Here is an 18,313-nt window from a genome sequence, read left to right as displayed (position 1 = left end):
AAGGAAGGCTCCCAATCCCCCATCTTCTTGAAAAGAAAGCAATACATATCTCTCCTCGTCGTCCTGTTTCTCGGCAGCATCTGCCTGCTGGGGTGGGGACATCCAGCCCTCAACTTTGCACCATTCGCAAAGCCGGCCAGATCCGTTGCACCCCCGGACACCGTCAAGAAGGCGAAGACGGCCGAGGTGGAGATTGACGAGGAGAAGATTCCCGACTCGCTGCTTCATCCCCGCTGGAAGGTGCAGCGCACTACCCCGATAACCTACGACGACCTCAAAGAGAACTCCACCGATCTCATCCGTCCGGAGAATATGCGGCAGACCGTGGAGTACAACGATTCGCTCGACCGCTACATCATCGGCAACAAAATCGGCGACACCTACGTGATGGCACCGATCATGATGACGCCGGAAGAATACCGCAGATGGACGGAGAAGCGCAGCTTCGCCGATTATTACCGCTCGAAGAACCAGGAGATACTGAAGGAGAAAGGCAAGGACAAGTTCGACTTCACGGACATGCACTTCTCCCTCGGGCCGGCCGAAAAGATCTTCGGACCGGGCGGCGTACGCATCAAGACACAGGGATCGGCAGAGCTGAAGTTCGGCGCCAACATCAAGAACATAGACAATCCTTCGCTGCCCATCCGCAACCGCAAGACGACAGCGATGGACTTCGACGAGAAAATCAATGTCAATGTGAACGGAAAGGTGGGCGACAAGGTGAACATGAACCTGAACTACAACACTGATGCGACGTTCGACTTCGATACGCAGAATTTCAAACTGAGATACGAAGGCAAGGAAGACGAGATCATCAAGCTCGTTGAAGGCGGCAACGTCTCCTTCCCATCCAACAACTCGCTCGTGCAGGGGGCATCGGCGCTCTTCGGCATCCGCACAGACCTGCAGTTCGGCAAGCTGAAGCTGCAGACGGTACTCTCGCAGAAGAAGAGTTCCAACAAGAGCGTCAGCTCAAGGGGCGGCAAACAGCTGACACCGTTCGAGATCGATGCAGCCGACTACGAGGAGAACCGCCACTTCTTCCTCTCCCAGTACTTCCGCGACAACTATGACGCGGCGATGAAATCGCTGCCGAACCTCAAGACAGGCATAACCATCAACCGTGTGGAAGTATGGGTGACAAACAAGACAGGAACGACCAGCAACACCCGCAACATCGTGGCACTGACCGACCTCGGCGAGAACAGGAAAATCAGCCGTACCGACCTGTGGGGGACAGGCTCCGGCCCCGTCCCGTCGAACAATGCCAACACAGAGTACAGCACCCTTACACAGACCTATCCCGCCGCCCGCGACATCGACCAGGTGACAGGCATCCTGGACGGTGCAGGACTGGTGGGAGGCAACGACTACGAGAAACTCGCCAATGCCCGGCTGCTGAACAGTTCGGAATATTCAGTCAACACAGCCCTGGGATATATCTCGCTGAGAAGCGGTCTGCAGACCGACCAGGTGCTGGCGATCGCCTATGAATACACCTACGGAGGCGTGACCTACCAGGTGGGAGAGTTTGCCAGCGACCACACGGACATCAACGAGGCGCTCTTCGTCAAGTCATTGAAGAACACCAGCAACAACCCCAGGCAGGGAAACTGGAATCTGATGATGAAGAACGTCTATTACCTTGCCTCAAACATCGAGCGTGACAAGTTCCGCCTTGACGTGAAGTACCAGAGCGACACGACTGGCGTCTACCTTTCCTATATACCGGAGCCGCAGGTAAAAAGCCAGACGCTCATCAAACTCCTGAATGCCGACCGGCTGGACAACAATAACAATCCCCATCCCAACGGCTACTTCGATTACGTTGAGGGGTACACCGTCAGCAACGGACGTGTCTTCCTGCCGATGGCGGAACCGTTCGGCAGGGGACTACGGAAAGCCCTGACTGACAGAGGCATCACAGCAGGCATTGCAGACAAGTATGTCTTCGAACAGCTTTACGACTCCACAAAGACCATCGCCAAGCAGATTGCCGAAAAAGACAAGTTCATGCTCACAGGGCAGTACCGGGGCACGGCGGCGAATGTCATTTCCCTCGGAGCCTATAACGTACCACAGGGATCGGTGGTCGTGACGGCAGGCGGTGTGACCCTGAATGAAGGCTCTGACTACAGTGTCGATTACAGTGCCGGAGAGGTAACCATCCTCAATCAGAGTATCATTGACGCCGGAACAGCCATCAATGTCTCTCTGGAAAGCCAGAGTGCCTACCAGCAGGAACGCAAGACAATGATCGGCGTGAACTGGGAATACGACTTCACCAAAGACTTCCAGATCGGCGGCACGTTCATGCACCTGTCCGAACAGCCGTTGACAACCAAGGTGAACATGGGGGCAGAACCGCTCAACAACACCATCTGGGGACTGAACATCAACTGGAAGAAGGAAAGCCAGTGGCTGACGAATATGCTCGACAAGATTCCGTTGCTGCACGTCAGTCAGCCTTCCTACATCACATTCTCCGCCGAGTTTGCACAGCTTCTGGCCGGACAGAGCAAAGGAACACAGGACAACGCCTCCTATCTGGACGACTTCGAGGGGGCGAAGACGACCATCGACGTAAGCCAGCCGACATCGTGGATCATCTCCAGCGTACCGTCCGACTTCCCCGAACATTCCGACAAGACGACCCTCAACAGCGGATTCAACCGCAGTCTGCTGGCATGGTACAACATCGACCCGCTCTTCACACGGCGCAGCAGTTCGCTGACACCGGGACATATCAAGAGCGACCTCGACCAGCTCTCCAACCATTATGTACGCGAGATTCCGGTAAGCGAGCTGTTCCCGAACCGTGACCGGAACTACAGCGGTTCCATCTCTACGCTGAATATCCTGAACCTCGCCTATTATCCTTCCGAACGCGGACCATACAACTTCAATCCGAACATAGACATCAACGGCCACCTCACCCATCCTGCCGGTACATGGGGAGGCATGATGCGCAAGCTCGACACCAACGACTTCCAGACCGCCAACATCGAATACATCGAGTTCTGGCTGCTCGACCCGTTCATCTATTCCAACCGGCTGCCGAATGCCAACCAGTATGGCGGCGACTTCTACATCGACCTCGGTGAAGTGTCAGAAGATGTGCTGAAGGATGGAAAGAAGTTCTATGAAAGCGGTATGCCGGTAGACGGCAGCCCGTCGTGGACGACCACACAATGGGGTAAGATTCCGACGCAGAGCACCGTCACCTACGCCTTTGCCACGTCAAAGGGCAGCCGTGCCAAGCAGGACGTGGGATTCAACGGTCTGACGGACGAAGAAGAACGACAGTTCGTATCCTACCAGAACTTCCTCACCGCAGCCCGTGCCAACACCAATCAGGCCGTCTTCGATTCTATCTGGGCGGATCCGGCCAACGATGACTACCACTATTTCCGTGGTTCAGACTGGGATGCGAAGCAGGCTTCCATTCTCGAACGCTACAAGCGCATCAACAACCCACAGGGCAACTCACCGGACAATGACAACAACAACGAGCGTTACGACACCTCGTACAAGACGACGCCCGACGTGGAGGACATCAACCAGGATTACACACTGAACGAATACGAGAAGTACTATCAGTACCACGTCAGCATCCGTCCGCAGGACCTCGTCGTCGGCCGGAACTACATTGTCGACAAGCGAGTAGCCTCTGCCTCCCTGCGCAAAGGCGGGTCGGAACCCGTCACGTGGTATCAGTTCCGCATCCCGCTGGAGGAGTTCCAGAAACGTGTAGGCAACATCAGCGACTTCACCAGCATCCGCTTCATGCGTATGTTCCTCACAGGTTTCGAGAAACCCATCGTCCTCCGGTTCGGTACGCTCGACCTCGTCAGCGGCAAGTGGCGGCAGTATCAGCAGAACCTCACCAACTCTGCCAGCAATACAGGTACAATGTCGGTAAGTGCCGTGAGCCTTGAGGAGAACAACGACAAGGTGCCCGTGAACTACATCCTGCCGCCGGGCATCCGCCGTGGACAGGATCCGAACCAGCCACAGCTTGTCGAAGAGAACGAGCAGGCACTCTCCATGGTCGTCAACAACCTGGGTACAGGCGAGTCGAAGGCTGTCTACAAGAACACTACCCTCGACCTGCGCCAGTACAAGCGGCTGCAGATGTTCGTACACGCCAACGCCTTCGAACAGAACACGACCAACCTGACTGACAACCAGCTGGCTGTGTTCATCCGTCTGGGATCGGATTACAAGAACAACTACTACGAGTATGAAATCCCGCTGAAGCTGTCGGCTCCGGGACATTATGATATGTACACCGGCCATGACCGCCGCATCGTATGGCCCGAGGAGAATATGCTTGACATCCCGCTGAAGCTGCTCACCTCCGTGAAGAAACAGCGCAACCAGGCACGGGGTGCAGGAACGGCAAGCTACAACCGGGCTTTCTCCGTCTACGACACCGACCGTCCTGCCAACAAGGTGACGGTGATGGGCAATCCGACACTCGGTGAAGTGAAGACGATGATCATCGGTGTACGCAACCTTTCCAGCAGTCAGAAAAGCGGTGAAGTATGGGTGAACGAACTTCGCCTGCTGGAATTCAACAACGAAGGCGGCTGGGCGGCAAGAGGACAGCTCAATCTCCAGCTATCTGACTTCGGTACGGTGGATGTCAATGCCAGCCACAGCACCGACGGATTCGGCGGCCTGGAACAGGGTGTCAACGAGCGGCAGCAGGAGACGAAGACGGATGTGTCGGTCACCACGAGCCTTGAACTGGGCAAGTTCTTCCCCGACAAGGCCAAGGTGTCCGCACCTTTATATTACAGTGTCACGAAGAGTGAAAACCGGCCTAAGTACAACCCCCTCGATACGGACATGGAACTGAAGGACGCACTCGACGGTGCCGCCAGCCGTCAGGAACGGGATTCCATCGAATCAATCGCCGTCACCAAACGGCTGACGACGAACTTCTCGCTCTCGAACGTGCGTGTAGGCATCCAGACCAGAAACCACCCTATGCCGTACGACCCGGCCAACTTCGCCCTATCCTATAGCCATTCCCACTCTCATACATCGGGTGAGACGACCGTCTATGAGAATGAGGACAACTGGCGGGGCGCACTGAACTACAACTGGACACCGGTGTACAGGACCTGGGAGCCGTTCAGACGGCTGATCAAGAGCCGGTCCAAATGGTTCGACATCCTCAAGCGGTTCGGACTGAACTGGCTGCCGCAGAACATCACGTTCAATACCGAGATGGTGCGCAACTACTACGAACTGCAGGAACGGGACATGGAATCGACAGAGAACAGCATGCTGCCGCTCACCTTCAGCGAGCAGTTCCTGTGGAACCGTGATTTCGCCCTGCGCTGGGACCTGACACGCAACCTGCACATGAACTTCCAGAGTGCGACACACGCCGAGATAGAAGAGCCTTACACACCGGTCAACAAAGACCTCTACCCCGACCGATACGAGGCATGGAAGGACTCGGTGTGGACGAGCATCAAGCACTTCGGCACACCGCTCGACTACCAGCAGAACTTCACGCTCTCTTACCAGCTGCCGATCAACCTGCTGCCGGTCTTCGACTGGGTGAATGCGGATGCCAACTATACAGCGGCCTATACCTGGGTACGCGGGACAAAACTGGAAGACGGGACGTCACTCGGCAACACCATCACGGCCAACCGCTCGCTGAACATCAACGGTTCGTTCAACCTCGAACGGCTCTACAATCATGTGCCTTTCCTCAAGAAGGCCAACGAACGGTTCAACCGCACACGTCCTGTACGCCCCAAGCTGACCGATGAACAAAAGAAAGCCGAAAAGGAAAAGAAAGAGAAGAAGCCGAAAGACAAAGACGAAGAGAAGAAAAAGGCTCTGCCCCGCAACCAGAGAAGCTTTGAGAAGGAAATCGTCATCAATGCCGATTCCGCCATCCTCGTATCACACGGCAAGAAGACGAAAAGGCTCATCGTCTCTGCCAAGGACGAGCGGGGAAAGACGTTGAAGATAAAGTGGCGCAAGGTGGGCGATACGCAGGTAAAGGTATTCAACCGCACCGACTCTGCCATCCGCATGAAACTGACCGTCACCCCCAAGGAGCCCCTCGACAACAAAGGCTGGTACAAAACCGCACAGTGTGTGGCACGTGCGCTGATGACGGTGCGCTCGGCAAGCGTTTCCTACCGAAACCAGTACGCCATGGCACTGCCGGGATTCATGCCGACTGTAGGCGATGCCTTCGGACAGACACGCGGAATGGGAGCAATGTCGCCGGGACTGGACTTCGCCTTCGGCCTCATCGATGACGACTATATCGGCAAGGCACGGGACAACAACTGGCTGCTCATGAACGACAGCGTGGCCACACCGGCTACGACCAATCAGACCGAGGATCTGCAGATACGCATGACGCTGGAACCGTTCAAGGACTTCAAGATCGACCTTACCGCCAGCCGGATGAAGACCACCTCACGGAGCATCCAGTACATGTATGCCGGCAACCCGACCACGCAGAGCGGTTCCTTCACCATGACCACCCTGTCACTCGGTACGGCCTTCGAGAGTCTGGGCGATGCCAACAACGGCTATCACAGTGCCACATTCAACCGTTTCGTGCAGTCGCTCGACGGCTACCGCGACCGTGTGGAGGCGCAATACCGCAACGCCACCTACCCTGCCTCCTTCGGCGGCGGACACTTCGACCCGACAGTGGGAGCCGTCAACAAATACAGTGCCGACGTGATGGTGCCTGCTTTCCTCAATGCCTATACAAGCATGGGCGGCAACGGGCTCAACATCTTCCCTGCCCTGCGCAGTCTGCTGCCCAACTGGACAATCCGTTACAGCGGACTGTCACGGCTGCCTTTCTTCGAGCAGTTCTTCAAAAGCGTCAACATCAATCATGCCTACCGAAGCATCTTCGCCATCGGCTCTTACCAGAGCTACAGCACATGGCAGGAATACATGAACGGACTCGGATTCATCGCTGATGCCACGACAGGCAACCCCATCCCAAGCTCGATGTACAACATCTCACAGGTGAGTATCAACGAGGCATTCTCACCGCTCCTCGGAATCGACCTCACCTTGCAGAACAACCTCACGGCACGCCTGGAATACCGGCAGACACGTGTGCTCTCGCTGTCCATGACAAGTGTGCAGCTGAATGAGGCCTCCTCAAAAGACTGGGTCGTAGGCATCGGCTACCGGATCAACGACTTCAACCTCTTCAACAACGGGACACGCCATGTAGCAAGAAAGAAGAAAAATAACATGGGAATTTCACAGCAGGACAACAGCTCATCCCGTCAGGACAACGGACTGAACCACGACCTCAACCTCCGTCTCGACATGAGTTACCGGCGGCAGGCATCGCTCACCCGCGACATCGCCTCACTCGCCTCTTCGGCCTCAAGCGGCAACACCGCCTTCAAGTTCGCTTTCATGGGCGACTACACCTTGAGCCGTCTGGTAACGGCCAGCCTCTATTACGACCTGCAGATCAACACTCCCCTGCTCTCGTCAGGCAGTTACCCGACGACCACCCACGACTTCGGCGTAAGTCTCCGGCTCAGTCTGACGAGATAGAAAGCAGCAGCGATCCTGCCAAGCTGTGGAAGCATGACAGTACGACCGCCCCATGTCCATGAAAAAAGGTTCTTCCGTTAAATGCGTGGCTGCTTTTCACATAGCTTTAACGGAAGAACCGAAGTGATTCATTAAACGAAAACATTGCCAAGACTGTTGACTGTCTATTCTCATCCTCCGATACAACAGCCTTTTCATTTTAACACGTTGAAAACACAGACAAGATTTTGAAAAGTCATTACATAATCTCAAACAGATCATCTGCAGATAAAAATAACACGTGCAAAAAGCAGGTTTGTAACCGGCAGTCAATCAGACGGTTGTTAAGTCTCTCGTAAAAGATGCTTGATTGGACTTCAAAAGGGCGTTAGTTACACGCTAAGAGAGCACCCCTTGCAGATCAATCAGGCATCTTTTAGAAGCCAGAAGAGCATGTGTCAGCTTTGAACTGCATAAAAATGTTTACAAACACCGATGATATGAGAATAAATTGTCCGTAGAAGACGGAAAGACAGGCTGATGGACAGACATCATATCTATCTGTCTTTCCTGCATTTCATCTTGTAGTTTATCCTCCTTTGCAAGGGCATCTGATTCAGGACAGTCATACACTGCAAGTGTATAAGCCTTTATTCTATTTCTAATCTACGCATTTAACGGAAAAACCGACAAAACCTGCTGGTAAATCTGATGCCGCATAGGTTTATAACACCTATAATATAAGGAGGTTATGTGCTTCCCAAACTATCATAAGCAAAATACCGGATGATTGTCTGGCAATCATCCGGTATTTTCCGTGCGCCTGACAGGACTCGAACCTGCACAACGTAAGTTACTAGATCCTAAGTCTAGCGCGTCTACCAATTCCGCCACAGGCGCATAACGGCTGCAAAGTTACGGAATGTTTAAGAAACAGCCAAATGTTTGCGAACATCTTTTCCAGCTGTTTCGGGTCAGCAGCAGTAGCTGAATCTCCCACAAGGGTCTATAATTCTCCACGCGCTCCCGAGGAGGGGGGGGTACGTGGCAGCCAATGAGTAAGGGATGACGACAGGCAGAGCCAGACCTTAAGGGGAATAGGCCGGATGAGCGGTAACAGAACTGTCCTGCCCGTCTTCCGTGAGACACTTCCTCATTTGGAGGGGTTGGGAGAGGTCTTCAGCAGCTCCCTTGCAAACTCGATGATCGTATCTCTGCCTCGTGCGAAATCCTCGGAGGTGAGATCCACCTTATGATCGGGATCAATACCGAACTCGGTCATCTTCCTGTCACGGTCGTACATCGGACAGGCTGAGAAGCGGACACCCCAGCCATTGGGAAGTTCAGAAGAGAAGGGCAGACCGGCACCGCCGCCGGTACGGTCGCCCACAACGGTAACACCGGGACAGCACTTCATATACTTCACAAACTCGTTGGCAGCCGAGAAGACGCTGCGGTTGGTCAGTACGACAACCGGTTTCTGCCAGCGCACCCCACGTCCCGGCTTCAGATATTCCGGACGCAACGAAGAGAAGTCGTCATGCCCCTTCCCCGTCTTGTGCTGCATATAGCCCACAAGCAGTTCCTCGTTCGTAAAGCGGGCTGCCAGTTCCTCCGCATTGTTCACGTTGCCTCCGCCATTGTTGCGGACATCCACGATCAGTCCCCGGCAGGGCTGCAAGTGAAGGAGAACATCATCCAGGTTGCCTGCACCGATGCCGTTTTGGAAACTTTCACAGCGCAGGTATCCGATGTTGTCGTCAAGGATGGTATAGTCCATCCCGCTTGCGATGAGATAGTCGGTCTTGAGATACCTGCGTTCAAGTGAGTCGGAATAGTTCTTGGGGTAATCCTCATGCCAGGCCCAATAGCGGCCGATGTTGAAAGAGGTGTACAGATTGACGTGTCCGTCCTTCAGTTCGGAGAGCATATTGGTCATCACCTCGAACTGCTGCTTCGCCGTCATGGACGCATCGAACTGCCGGGCATAACGGCTGTGTACCTCCTGCCAGTCAATGCCTTTCTGCGAGAAGAAGCAGTAATGCTCGTCCATGATACGCCACAACGCCTCGAAGTTCCCCTGCGGATCATCGGGAAGTTCATCATTCGTAACACAGCCGGCAACCGTACCGAGCAGTGTAAGTGCGGAGATAGATATTTTCAGAACCGTATGGAACAGCTTTCTCATGGAATAATCTTGTTGATGGAGAATTTACGTACAACGCCCAGCACAACGAGGCTGCTCCATGCGTGCTGGCGCAGACCGTTGACTTTTGCCTGCTGGTAATCGCCCAGATAGCCGATGCGGAGGGTCGTATGGCGAAGCGTGAAGTCGAATGTAAGCAGCTGACGGAGGGAGGGAGCAGAGACAGGTGTCGTGACAACGAGGTTGTGGTCGTAGTTTCCACGGGTGAAGATCTCGTAATAGCTCTGTCCGTAATTGGGTGAGAACATCAGCCCGAGAAGCGGTGCCTGCAACTCATAACGCAGCTGGAAAGGACAGTTCCAAAGGTGGAAACGATAGGCGGCGACGGCATCGGGGGCAACATTCACCTGTCCGTAAGCCTGTGCGAGATTGTTGGAATTGCGGGTGTTGTAAAGGAAGCCGAGCCTTGTATCAATGCCGACACCTGCCTTCAGGCACAGTTCTCCTTTGCCGAGCTCCCATCTTCCGAGGGCATAGTGCCAGCTGTACTGGAAATTGTAGAAACCGCCAAGTTCATTGTTGTTGTCTTTCCGGTTATGGACCGACAGCAGCTGGGCCTGGTGTACCAGCTCACGGGACAGCCGGCTGCCGTTCTCACGTACAGAGTGGGAGACATACCGCAGCTCCGTGCCACGGTATTCTTCTGGCGAGAGGTAAGTGTCGAGTACGTTTACGGTGCCGACACCGAGCATCTGCACATTGGTTATCACCTTGTGGCTGTGCAAGGTGTCCTGTGCAACGACAGGCATAGACAACAGCAGACAGAGAGCGGGCAGCAAGGAGGTTTTCAGGTTCATGAATCGATGTTTTGGAACAGGAAGAGGGTATCAAAAGCAGGGACACACCGTCTGTGCGCCCCTGCCTATGTCAGTCACACACTGCAAGGAATGTCACTTTGCGTCCGACAGAAGATAGAAATAATCAAGCCCCTTGTAAAATTCGCTCTGCACCTTGTCATCAATGATCACGCCACCCTCAATAAGGCGTATACCGACCTGTTTCTTTGGCGCATAGAAGCCGCCGAACGTCAGGTTGCGTCTGAAAGCGAAGCCGATGGCTACTTTGTGCGTCTCGCCGCCATAGGTCAGTTTACCCAGTTCAACCTGGAACGGTGCCACATCAAACAGAATCGGATTCACACTGTAGATATTGAAAGCACACTTGATGTCCTGGGCAGGCAGAGCCTCCACGACCTTCTTCAGCTCGAGATTGGTGATGTTGTTGGCCAGCATCTTGCTGGGGAAATTCCTGACCAGCACCGTAGAGTCCGACCTGATTTCCCAGGTAGTGCGCAGGGAGTCTTTTTTCTCTATCTTGCCGCTTTTACCGTCACTGGTATGAGAGAACAGCCATCCCTGATAGTTCCCCTGAATAGTCAGGAAAGCTGCTTTCAGCTCTGTCTGTGAAATCTGTTTGTCTTCGTAGTCATCACTCAGACAGGACGTGAAAGACAGAGTCGTTACGAGTGCAAGAATTAAAATAAACAACTTGTTTCTATTCATTGTAGTAAGTTTTGGTTATCACATTTTAAGTTTATTGCTCGCAAATTTACACATTCCCTGCGTATTTCCCACACAATAACTGTTAAAAAACAGGATGATTGCTCAAGCTTGGAGGAAAACCTCAAATCTCAAACCTCAAATCTCAAACCTCAAACCTCAAACCTCAAACCTCAAACCTCAAAGTTAACCCGATTTCCCATACATATCTGCCGGACTTTTATTATCTTTGCCGGCAGAAACCTAAACTATAAATTCGTAACATGAAGAAGACCTTACTATTGATTGCCGCCCTGCTGACCGGCTTCAGCAGCATGGCACAGGAAACGTACAAGCCGACAGCAGAGAACCTCAAGGCACGCGAACAGTTCCAGGACGAGAAGTTCGGCATCTTCCTGCACTGGGGACTCTACTCGATGATCGGTGCGGGCGAATGGGTGATGACAAACTGGGACATCAACCACCGGGAATACCCCAAGCTGGCAAAGACATTCTACCCCTCCGAGTTCGATGCCGACGCATGGGTATCGGCGATAAAGGCGGCCGGCGCAAAATACATCACCATCACCACACGTCACCACGACGGCTTCTCGCTCTTCAAGACAGCGACCAGCACATACAACACCGTGGACGGAACACCGTTCAAACGGGACATCATCAAAGAGCTGGCCGCTGCCTGCCAGCGGCACGGCATCAAGCTGCACCTGTATTACTCGCACCTGGACTGGGGACGGGAGGACTATCCGCAGGGACGAACAGGACTGGGGACAGGCCGGGACAAGGAGAAAGCCGACTGGAACAGCTACTATCATTTCATGAATACCCAGCTGACGGAGCTGTTAACCAACTACGGTCCTGTCGGGGCTATATGGTTCGACGGCTGGTGGGACCATGACAGCGATGCAAAACCGTTCGACTGGCAGCTGACGGAGCAGTATGCCATGATCCACCGGCTGCAGCCGCAGTGCCTCATCGGAAACAACCACCACCAGACACCCAACGCCGGCGAGGACATACAGATCTTCGAGCGTGACCTGCCGGGCGAAAACAAAGCCGGACTGTCAGGACAGCGCATCAGCCGTCTACCGCTCGAATCGTGCCAGACCATCAACGACCACTGGGGCTACTCGATTACCGACAGCAACTACAAATCGCCGAAGCAGCTGATCCAGATGCTCGTTCGTGCTGCCGGAAAGAATGCCAACCTCCTGCTCAACATCGGCCCGGAACCGGGGGGCGCACTACCTTCCCTTGCCCTCGACCGCCTTCAGGCTATCGGTAAATGGCTGAACCAATACGGCGAAACCATCTACAACACTCGTGGCGGCATCATCGCCCCACACGACTGGGGAGTGAGTACGCAGCGGGGCAACAAGCTCTATATCCATATCCTAAACTGCATGGACTCCAGCCTCTTCCTCCCGACCGGTAGCCACAAGGTGAAGTCCGCCACCGTCTACGGCACCAACCAGCGTGTCAACTTCACAAAGACCGGCCACGGCATCACTCTCAACCTCAATACCGTTCCCACCGATATTGATTATATCGTGGAGCTGACACTGTGATATAGATCCTCTTACTTATCCAACCCGCAGCAACAGAGGGTTGCTGCGGGTTGGATTATGTTTATCCCAAATCGGTCTTTAGAGATTTTCAAAAGCAAACAGTTACAAAGATGCTCTTCTGTTGTATGGAGTGCGTATGGTTAGCTAACTATTTGCGTGTATTCAAGGTTTCTTTAGGTAAAATGAAAGCGAATTTTTCTAATGACCGATTGGGGTTTATGCATAGTTTTCTTTCTCGAATATATCTTACACTGATTATCAGTTGCTTATATTTATATGGTACAAAAATGTTTCCTCAATTTGAGTAGTATTGATTAGAAAACATCTTGGATGTTGTCACTATTTTATTGAGTTATTTCCTCTATCTTAGAGTCAAGTTCTCTAAGCTCTTTCTCAATTTCGCCTTTTTGCTTAATCATATCCACATATCTAGGATGTCTTGATTCCCAACTATCATATTGCTCCTTTTTATACTTTGAAATACTAACTTTAGGAGTAAGTATTTGTAACTTTGTGACAAGAGTTATTGCACTGAATAAAGCTCCAATTACACTTCCTGATATTTGATACCATGTTGAACTTTTGATGAATGCTATAATAGTTAGTAGCAGTATAATTATGACTAAAATTCGAGGTGCATAGAACCCTGTAAGATTAATACTATGCTCTCTCTCTACCGCGAGCGGATCAATATCCTCCTTGATCTTTTTTAAGAAATCCTCCTTTTCCTTTTTAGCTCTAGATAAGTTCTTTAATTGTTCAAGAATCTCTGTTTTTTCCTTTTCATTTTTTGTGAGTCATTTAACTTCTGATTCACGATATCTACTTCATTTTTCAATTGAGAAATCTTCACCTTTTTTTCCTCGTGCAGTCTGCTTTCTTCTGATACTTGTGTTCTCAGACTTTCGATTTCATCTTGAGTATATTTGTCTACTTCACGATTTTTGAGTAAAATATGTTGCTTTAATTGTTCTTCATATTTTATACTTTTATTCGTATCGAAATTATCTGTGTTTTCTATGAAATTTATTAATTTTCGATCTCGTCTAATTAAAGCGATTAATATTGCATCATATGTTCTTTGATCTATATTGCCATCTTTATCTCTATAGTAATTTATCATAATAGAGATTTTATTGCGAATATCTACATTGTTAAGATAAAAACAGCGTGTAATGACCTCTGTCAGTACAACCGATTCCACTCCCGTCGATAGATTCCCATTCATCCATAAATTTAGTGTAAGCTTATATGGATGAATCATTATATGGCCCTGTGTATCATTACTAGCGTCCAATATTTCAATCAGGTCTTTGTTAAGTGTAATAAATTGACAGCAGTCCTTTGAATTACTTCGATTGAGAATATAGTCATACATATAAACGTCATGTATTTCCCGATAATTTTCTTCAGAGATATTACTTTTTCGACTATGTGCAAGTTGCTTAACGCGATTATCTTTTTTATATTTATTTGTAGCTTTTTTTTCTAAGTTATATTCTTTATTCGGGAAGATTGATATTTTTAATTCACTAAGCTTTTCCTCTAAATGAATCCTTATACTTGCAAGATCTGTACTCGTATATTTATATTTTTCTACTGCAAATGATATATCTTTACCAATATATGCCCCATGTTCTTCTACAGATTTAATGATTGACTTTATCTCAGTACATGTCATTGGATGTACTCGTATCGTAGCCTTTGCTATTAAGAGTGTTTTTAATAAATCTTCGGAATAAGTCTCTATTTCTGGTGTTGATAGCTTAAGTAGGCCCATAACGAGAGAAGTATCAAGGAAATATTCAGAAATAGCACTCTTGTCTTCTTCAACAGCAGCCTCTTCACGACTTAGGTACGCAGCTATTATTGACCCCCAAAAGAGCTTACTTACAGTGGCGAAGAGTTGCTCCTTATGTTCCTTTATATGTTCTAAAAAACGTGCAACAGGTTCATATTGTTCATTTACTTTCAAATCAATTTTATTGCAAAGAAAGCCTAAGACATCATCTGTGTTATCTGATATAAAATCTATAAATCTTAAATCAGACTCTACGTGCGCATTTGTTAGGTATTTTTTATATTCTTTTTCCAATAAATCTATATCTGATTCAAACTCCGCAGAAATTCTCTCGAAATTTGCATTTACAGAAAAATCCCATGTCTTTTTAATTCTGAAACATTCCCCATTTTCATATATATCAAGTTCGAAATCATGATTTTTATTTGATATATACCGCACAGATTTCTTCAACACGACTAAAGGAATATGGATACCGAACTTATCTTTGATAAATTCTTCAACATCCTTTACGTCATAAAAGTTTTCACCAGCTTTTTCTTTCTTATAGAATAGTGAAACTATTGTATACTTAATAATGGGGAAATAAACATCATTATAAAGACCTGCTCCTTTATTATTATAAAGTGCCGCTATAAAAGCATAATTACTTTTGTTCATAGTTTTTTATTTAGCTTTTTCTTTTTTATTATTCATTATTCATAATAGCAAGGTTACTCGAAATAGAGTCAATTATGAATTTAGTTATTCTTCATAAGACATCTTTTGTTCGATGAAAAGTTCTGCTTTTCCCTGGTCTTCTGAAACTTTTGAAGATTCTTTTTTATTAACCTTATCTGTATGAGAGGTAGTTGTAGTAGAAAGCAAGGGTTAGGTTCATTGATAGGATTGCGACCTATCTTATATTGATTCATTTTGTTCATAATAGTATGAATAATCGATTCCTTTCATAAACATTTCTCTGTTATTAATCTTGGTGGTAAGAGCTGGCGGTACCAAAGACTTGATGTGAATGCTATCAGACACACTCTCACGCATTGCGGTCAGATATTCGTTTTTGTCTATCTGACTCCAATCCACACACTGTTTGAGAGAACGCTTCAGCATGAGGTCGAGCCAAATACGAGTGCTGCGATCATTACCCTTCATAAAAGGATGGGCAACGTTGCATAAATTCGGCTGCATTCGGCTTCTCTTTAACGAAGTTGAGCAATATTCTTCAAAGTCGGTTATCATATAACTTCTTGAATTGACACTTTATCCATCTGGGGTGCTAATCATTTTTCAAGCCAACGGAATGCTATTACCACTCTTCACAATCGTTAGTACTGATTGATACGTTATGTGTGATTTATGTTCTTCCACAGGTAGGCTCTTAGCTGATGCCCCCCTTTCGATAGGGTTTCACAAAGATAACACAAAAAATCCATATATATAGGAGAATTAACAAAACTTTTTCATACAAGAATACACCTTAATAAGCCTACTTTTAACCCAAATATAAAAGTTAAGTATGTTTCTTGCTGCTGTCACTTTTAACACTTCATGTAAATTCCACATTATAAACCACTTACAACGTATCACTACCTGACGGCAGTGACAGCAACTTAAAAACATTCGCAACGCCGTTCCTACTTTCTATTCAACGCCAGTCTGCCTGTCAGCCCCGCACTGCTACGTACCGATACAAAATATTCCGTACCATGTGCGGAATGCTTGCTGTGGAGGTTCGGGATATTGGCAAGCATACGCCCGAAATGGGAAAGACTCGTCAGGCGCAGCTGACTGCCGTACCGCTGGTGGAGCAGGCTGAAGATGGAAGCGGCCGTCATATAAGCTCCCTTGACTAAGTCCTTCGGAACGGAAAAACATTCGAAAAAGAGAGCCTCAGCAGGCGTGTGCTGCTGATACTGCACGCTATTTTGCATTATCGCCTGTGTATCAGCCTCATCAAGCCAATAACGTCTGCCACTCTCCAGCTCGGCGACGGCCTGCGCATAGAGCTGATCATAGTCTATGTGCCCGGGCAGACGGACAGGGGCCGTCAGCGTAACCGCTATGAAACGGCGGCAGTCGCTGGGGTCGCAGAAGACATCCGAAACATTTGCCGTGGCGATGAAAGAAGCGGCACGCGGCAGCGTAACCTGCTGCTGGCGGTAAGGCCGACGGAGCTTGATACTTGCAAGCTGCATGACATTCTTCAAAAAACCGTCCTGTGTCTTGGCAGACAGCGCATTGAACTCGTCAATATTGATCAGCAACGACTGTGTCATAGCCCGCAGCGTATTCTGTTTCTCACTGATGACGAGATTGTCATTATATCCCCACTGCAACGCCTCGAGCAGAATCCGCTTGCAGAAGGTAGACTTCCGATAGCCCTGCCGGGAGATGAGCAGCGGTGCCACGCTGTTGCCGTGCGATGTGTCCAGCCTCATCCACTGTGCCACCATCGCAAGAAAGCACGTGTGGAACCAGTCGGGCCACCGGTCGTTGTCATTGGGCACACAATCCGCCAAGGCCTTGATATGATCGTTCCCGTCCCATCGTCCTCGCAGACGATTCAGGAAATCGTCCACAGGGTTGAAACTCTTGACAAACCTCGATTCCGTATAGCGTCGGATGTCCTTGTCCCATACATCAATCCCGTCGAGGCGTGCCTTGATGGCGATTGTGTTGCGCATCCGTTCATCCGCTGCCACAAAAGGTTCGTTACTGCCCGCCTTGCGGATTTCTGTACAACCTAAGGCCGTATTATGCCGCATTTCATACTTCCGCTCAAGATAGTCGAGCAGGCGGCGGGTGATGTCATGGTTCAGTTTTCCAGCCTGTCGGTCACGCTGGTTTTCAGCTTTGATTTTCTTAAGATTCTTAATTTTCATAGGGAAAAAGAGTAAAAAGTAAAACTGTTATTCTGCCTTTCTCTTACCCTGTCTGTCATTCCGTCTTTATCTTGGCTCACACAGAGAGCACAGAGAAACGGAGGACAGAACCTGCGCAGAGAAACCTAAAGGTTTAAGGAGCGAAAAGAGCCGTAGGAAAAAGTTAAACTGTTATTCTGTCTTTTCTTATCCTGTCTGTCATTCTGTCTTTATCTGCACAGTATTTGGTTCACACAGAGAACAGAGAAATTATTTTTAAGACGCATACCAACACCAAGTGTGTCAGTAGCAAACACGATTCGTGCGGAGCGTTAACACCAAGGAAACAAGACCTCCTTAACAGCCTGTCAACCCAACTCCTTTACGCTAAAGTTAACTTCTCCATTCTTTCAGAATAAGCTAATACCTTAACTCCTTTCACTCCCTTTCACTCCTTAACTCTTAATATTTCCAGCTCGTCCGGTAGTTGTCATAAACACGTGGAGCATTATAGCCATAACGCCGGAAAAGCCCGTCTATCCATTGCTGCTCTTCTTCATACAGCTTATTGAAGCCCCGATGATAGCGATAGTACACAAAGCGGCTTCCGAAATACGCCTCTATCTCACGGCGCAGAGGGCGGTAGTCACTGTGCTTCACATCATCGAAGAGATGCGAGAAGCCCCATGCCAGCCGTTCCGTCTCAACGGTGCGGAACGCCGGCCAGCCGTCTCCGGTCCAGGCAGGAGGGGAGCAGGCGCAACGGCGGGAAGGCCAAGTCCGGCCGTCCCAAGGAAAAGCGGACAGACGGCTGTCTCCCGGTA

The 18,313-nt window shown here is 49.8% G+C and carries 8 protein-coding genes, 1 tRNA gene and 1 pseudogene; 2 read left to right on the top strand and 8 right to left on the bottom strand.

Annotated elements, in window-relative coordinates; genetic code table 11:
- Positions 1 to 27 precede the first annotated feature (27 nt).
- Positions 28 to 7,581, top strand: a complete 7,554-nt coding sequence (sov, locus tag J4864_RS00475) for a T9SS outer membrane translocon Sov/SprA (protein WP_211814210.1) — start codon at positions 28 to 30, stop codon at positions 7,579 to 7,581.
- A gap of 797 nt (positions 7,582 to 8,378) precedes the next feature.
- On the opposite strand, the gene J4864_RS00470 is transcribed toward sov, so the two are convergent.
- The 4 genes from J4864_RS00470 to J4864_RS00455 all read right to left on the bottom strand — a co-directional run bounded on the left by J4864_RS00470 (position 8,379) and on the right by J4864_RS00455 (position 11,253).
- Positions 8,379 to 8,460 (bottom strand) — tRNA-Leu (locus tag J4864_RS00470).
- A 253-nt stretch (positions 8,461 to 8,713) separates the two neighbouring features.
- A complete protein-coding gene (locus tag J4864_RS00465) occupies positions 8,714 to 9,748 on the bottom strand; it encodes a S41 family peptidase (protein ID WP_211814209.1) in 1,035 nt (344 codons plus the stop codon).
- Positions 9,745 to 10,563 carry a DUF3316 domain-containing protein gene (locus J4864_RS00460; RefSeq protein ID WP_211814208.1) on the bottom strand — a complete coding sequence of 273 codons (819 nt, stop codon included), beginning with the start codon at positions 10,561 to 10,563 and terminating at the stop codon, positions 9,745 to 9,747. The genes J4864_RS00465 and J4864_RS00460 overlap by 4 nt, the downstream gene beginning before the upstream one ends.
- A gap of 93 nt (positions 10,564 to 10,656) precedes the next feature.
- A complete protein-coding gene (locus tag J4864_RS00455; RefSeq protein WP_246479399.1) occupies positions 10,657 to 11,253 on the bottom strand; it encodes a DUF4840 domain-containing protein in 597 nt (198 codons plus the stop codon).
- Positions 11,254 to 11,528: 275 nt separating this feature from the next.
- Between J4864_RS00455 and J4864_RS00450 the strand changes: the two genes are divergently transcribed.
- Positions 11,529 to 12,830, top strand: a complete 1,302-nt coding sequence (locus tag J4864_RS00450) for an alpha-L-fucosidase (protein ID WP_211814206.1) — start codon at positions 11,529 to 11,531, stop codon at positions 12,828 to 12,830.
- A gap of 751 nt (positions 12,831 to 13,581) precedes the next feature.
- On the opposite strand, the gene J4864_RS00445 is transcribed toward J4864_RS00450, so the two are convergent.
- The 4 genes and pseudogenes from J4864_RS00445 to J4864_RS00430 form a co-directional block, all read right to left on the bottom strand.
- Positions 13,582 to 15,291 (bottom strand): hypothetical protein, encoded by a 1,710-nt coding sequence (locus J4864_RS00445; RefSeq protein WP_211814205.1) that lies wholly within the window; start codon positions 15,289 to 15,291, stop codon positions 13,582 to 13,584.
- A gap of 240 nt (positions 15,292 to 15,531) precedes the next feature.
- Positions 15,532 to 15,798: pseudogene (locus J4864_RS00440) on the bottom strand (cell filamentation protein Fic); the annotation flags it as partial.
- A 464-nt stretch (positions 15,799 to 16,262) separates the two neighbouring features.
- Positions 16,263 to 17,510: a VapE domain-containing protein gene (locus J4864_RS00435; protein WP_211814204.1), complete on the bottom strand. Its 1,248-nt coding sequence runs from the start codon at positions 17,508 to 17,510 to the stop codon at positions 16,263 to 16,265.
- A 441-nt stretch (positions 17,511 to 17,951) separates the two neighbouring features.
- On the bottom strand, positions 17,952 to 18,296 hold the full coding sequence (locus tag J4864_RS00430; protein ID WP_262897211.1) for a DUF6078 family protein: 345 nt from the start codon (positions 18,294 to 18,296) through the stop codon (positions 17,952 to 17,954).
- Positions 18,297 to 18,313 lie beyond the last annotated feature (17 nt).

It is taken from the genome of Prevotella multiformis, assembly GCF_018127985.1.
GTDB classification, from domain to species: Bacteria; Bacteroidota; Bacteroidia; order Bacteroidales; family Bacteroidaceae; genus Prevotella; species Prevotella multiformis.
The sequence above is the reverse complement of the archived record's forward strand: the minus strand, read 5'-3'. Positions and strand labels throughout refer to the sequence as shown.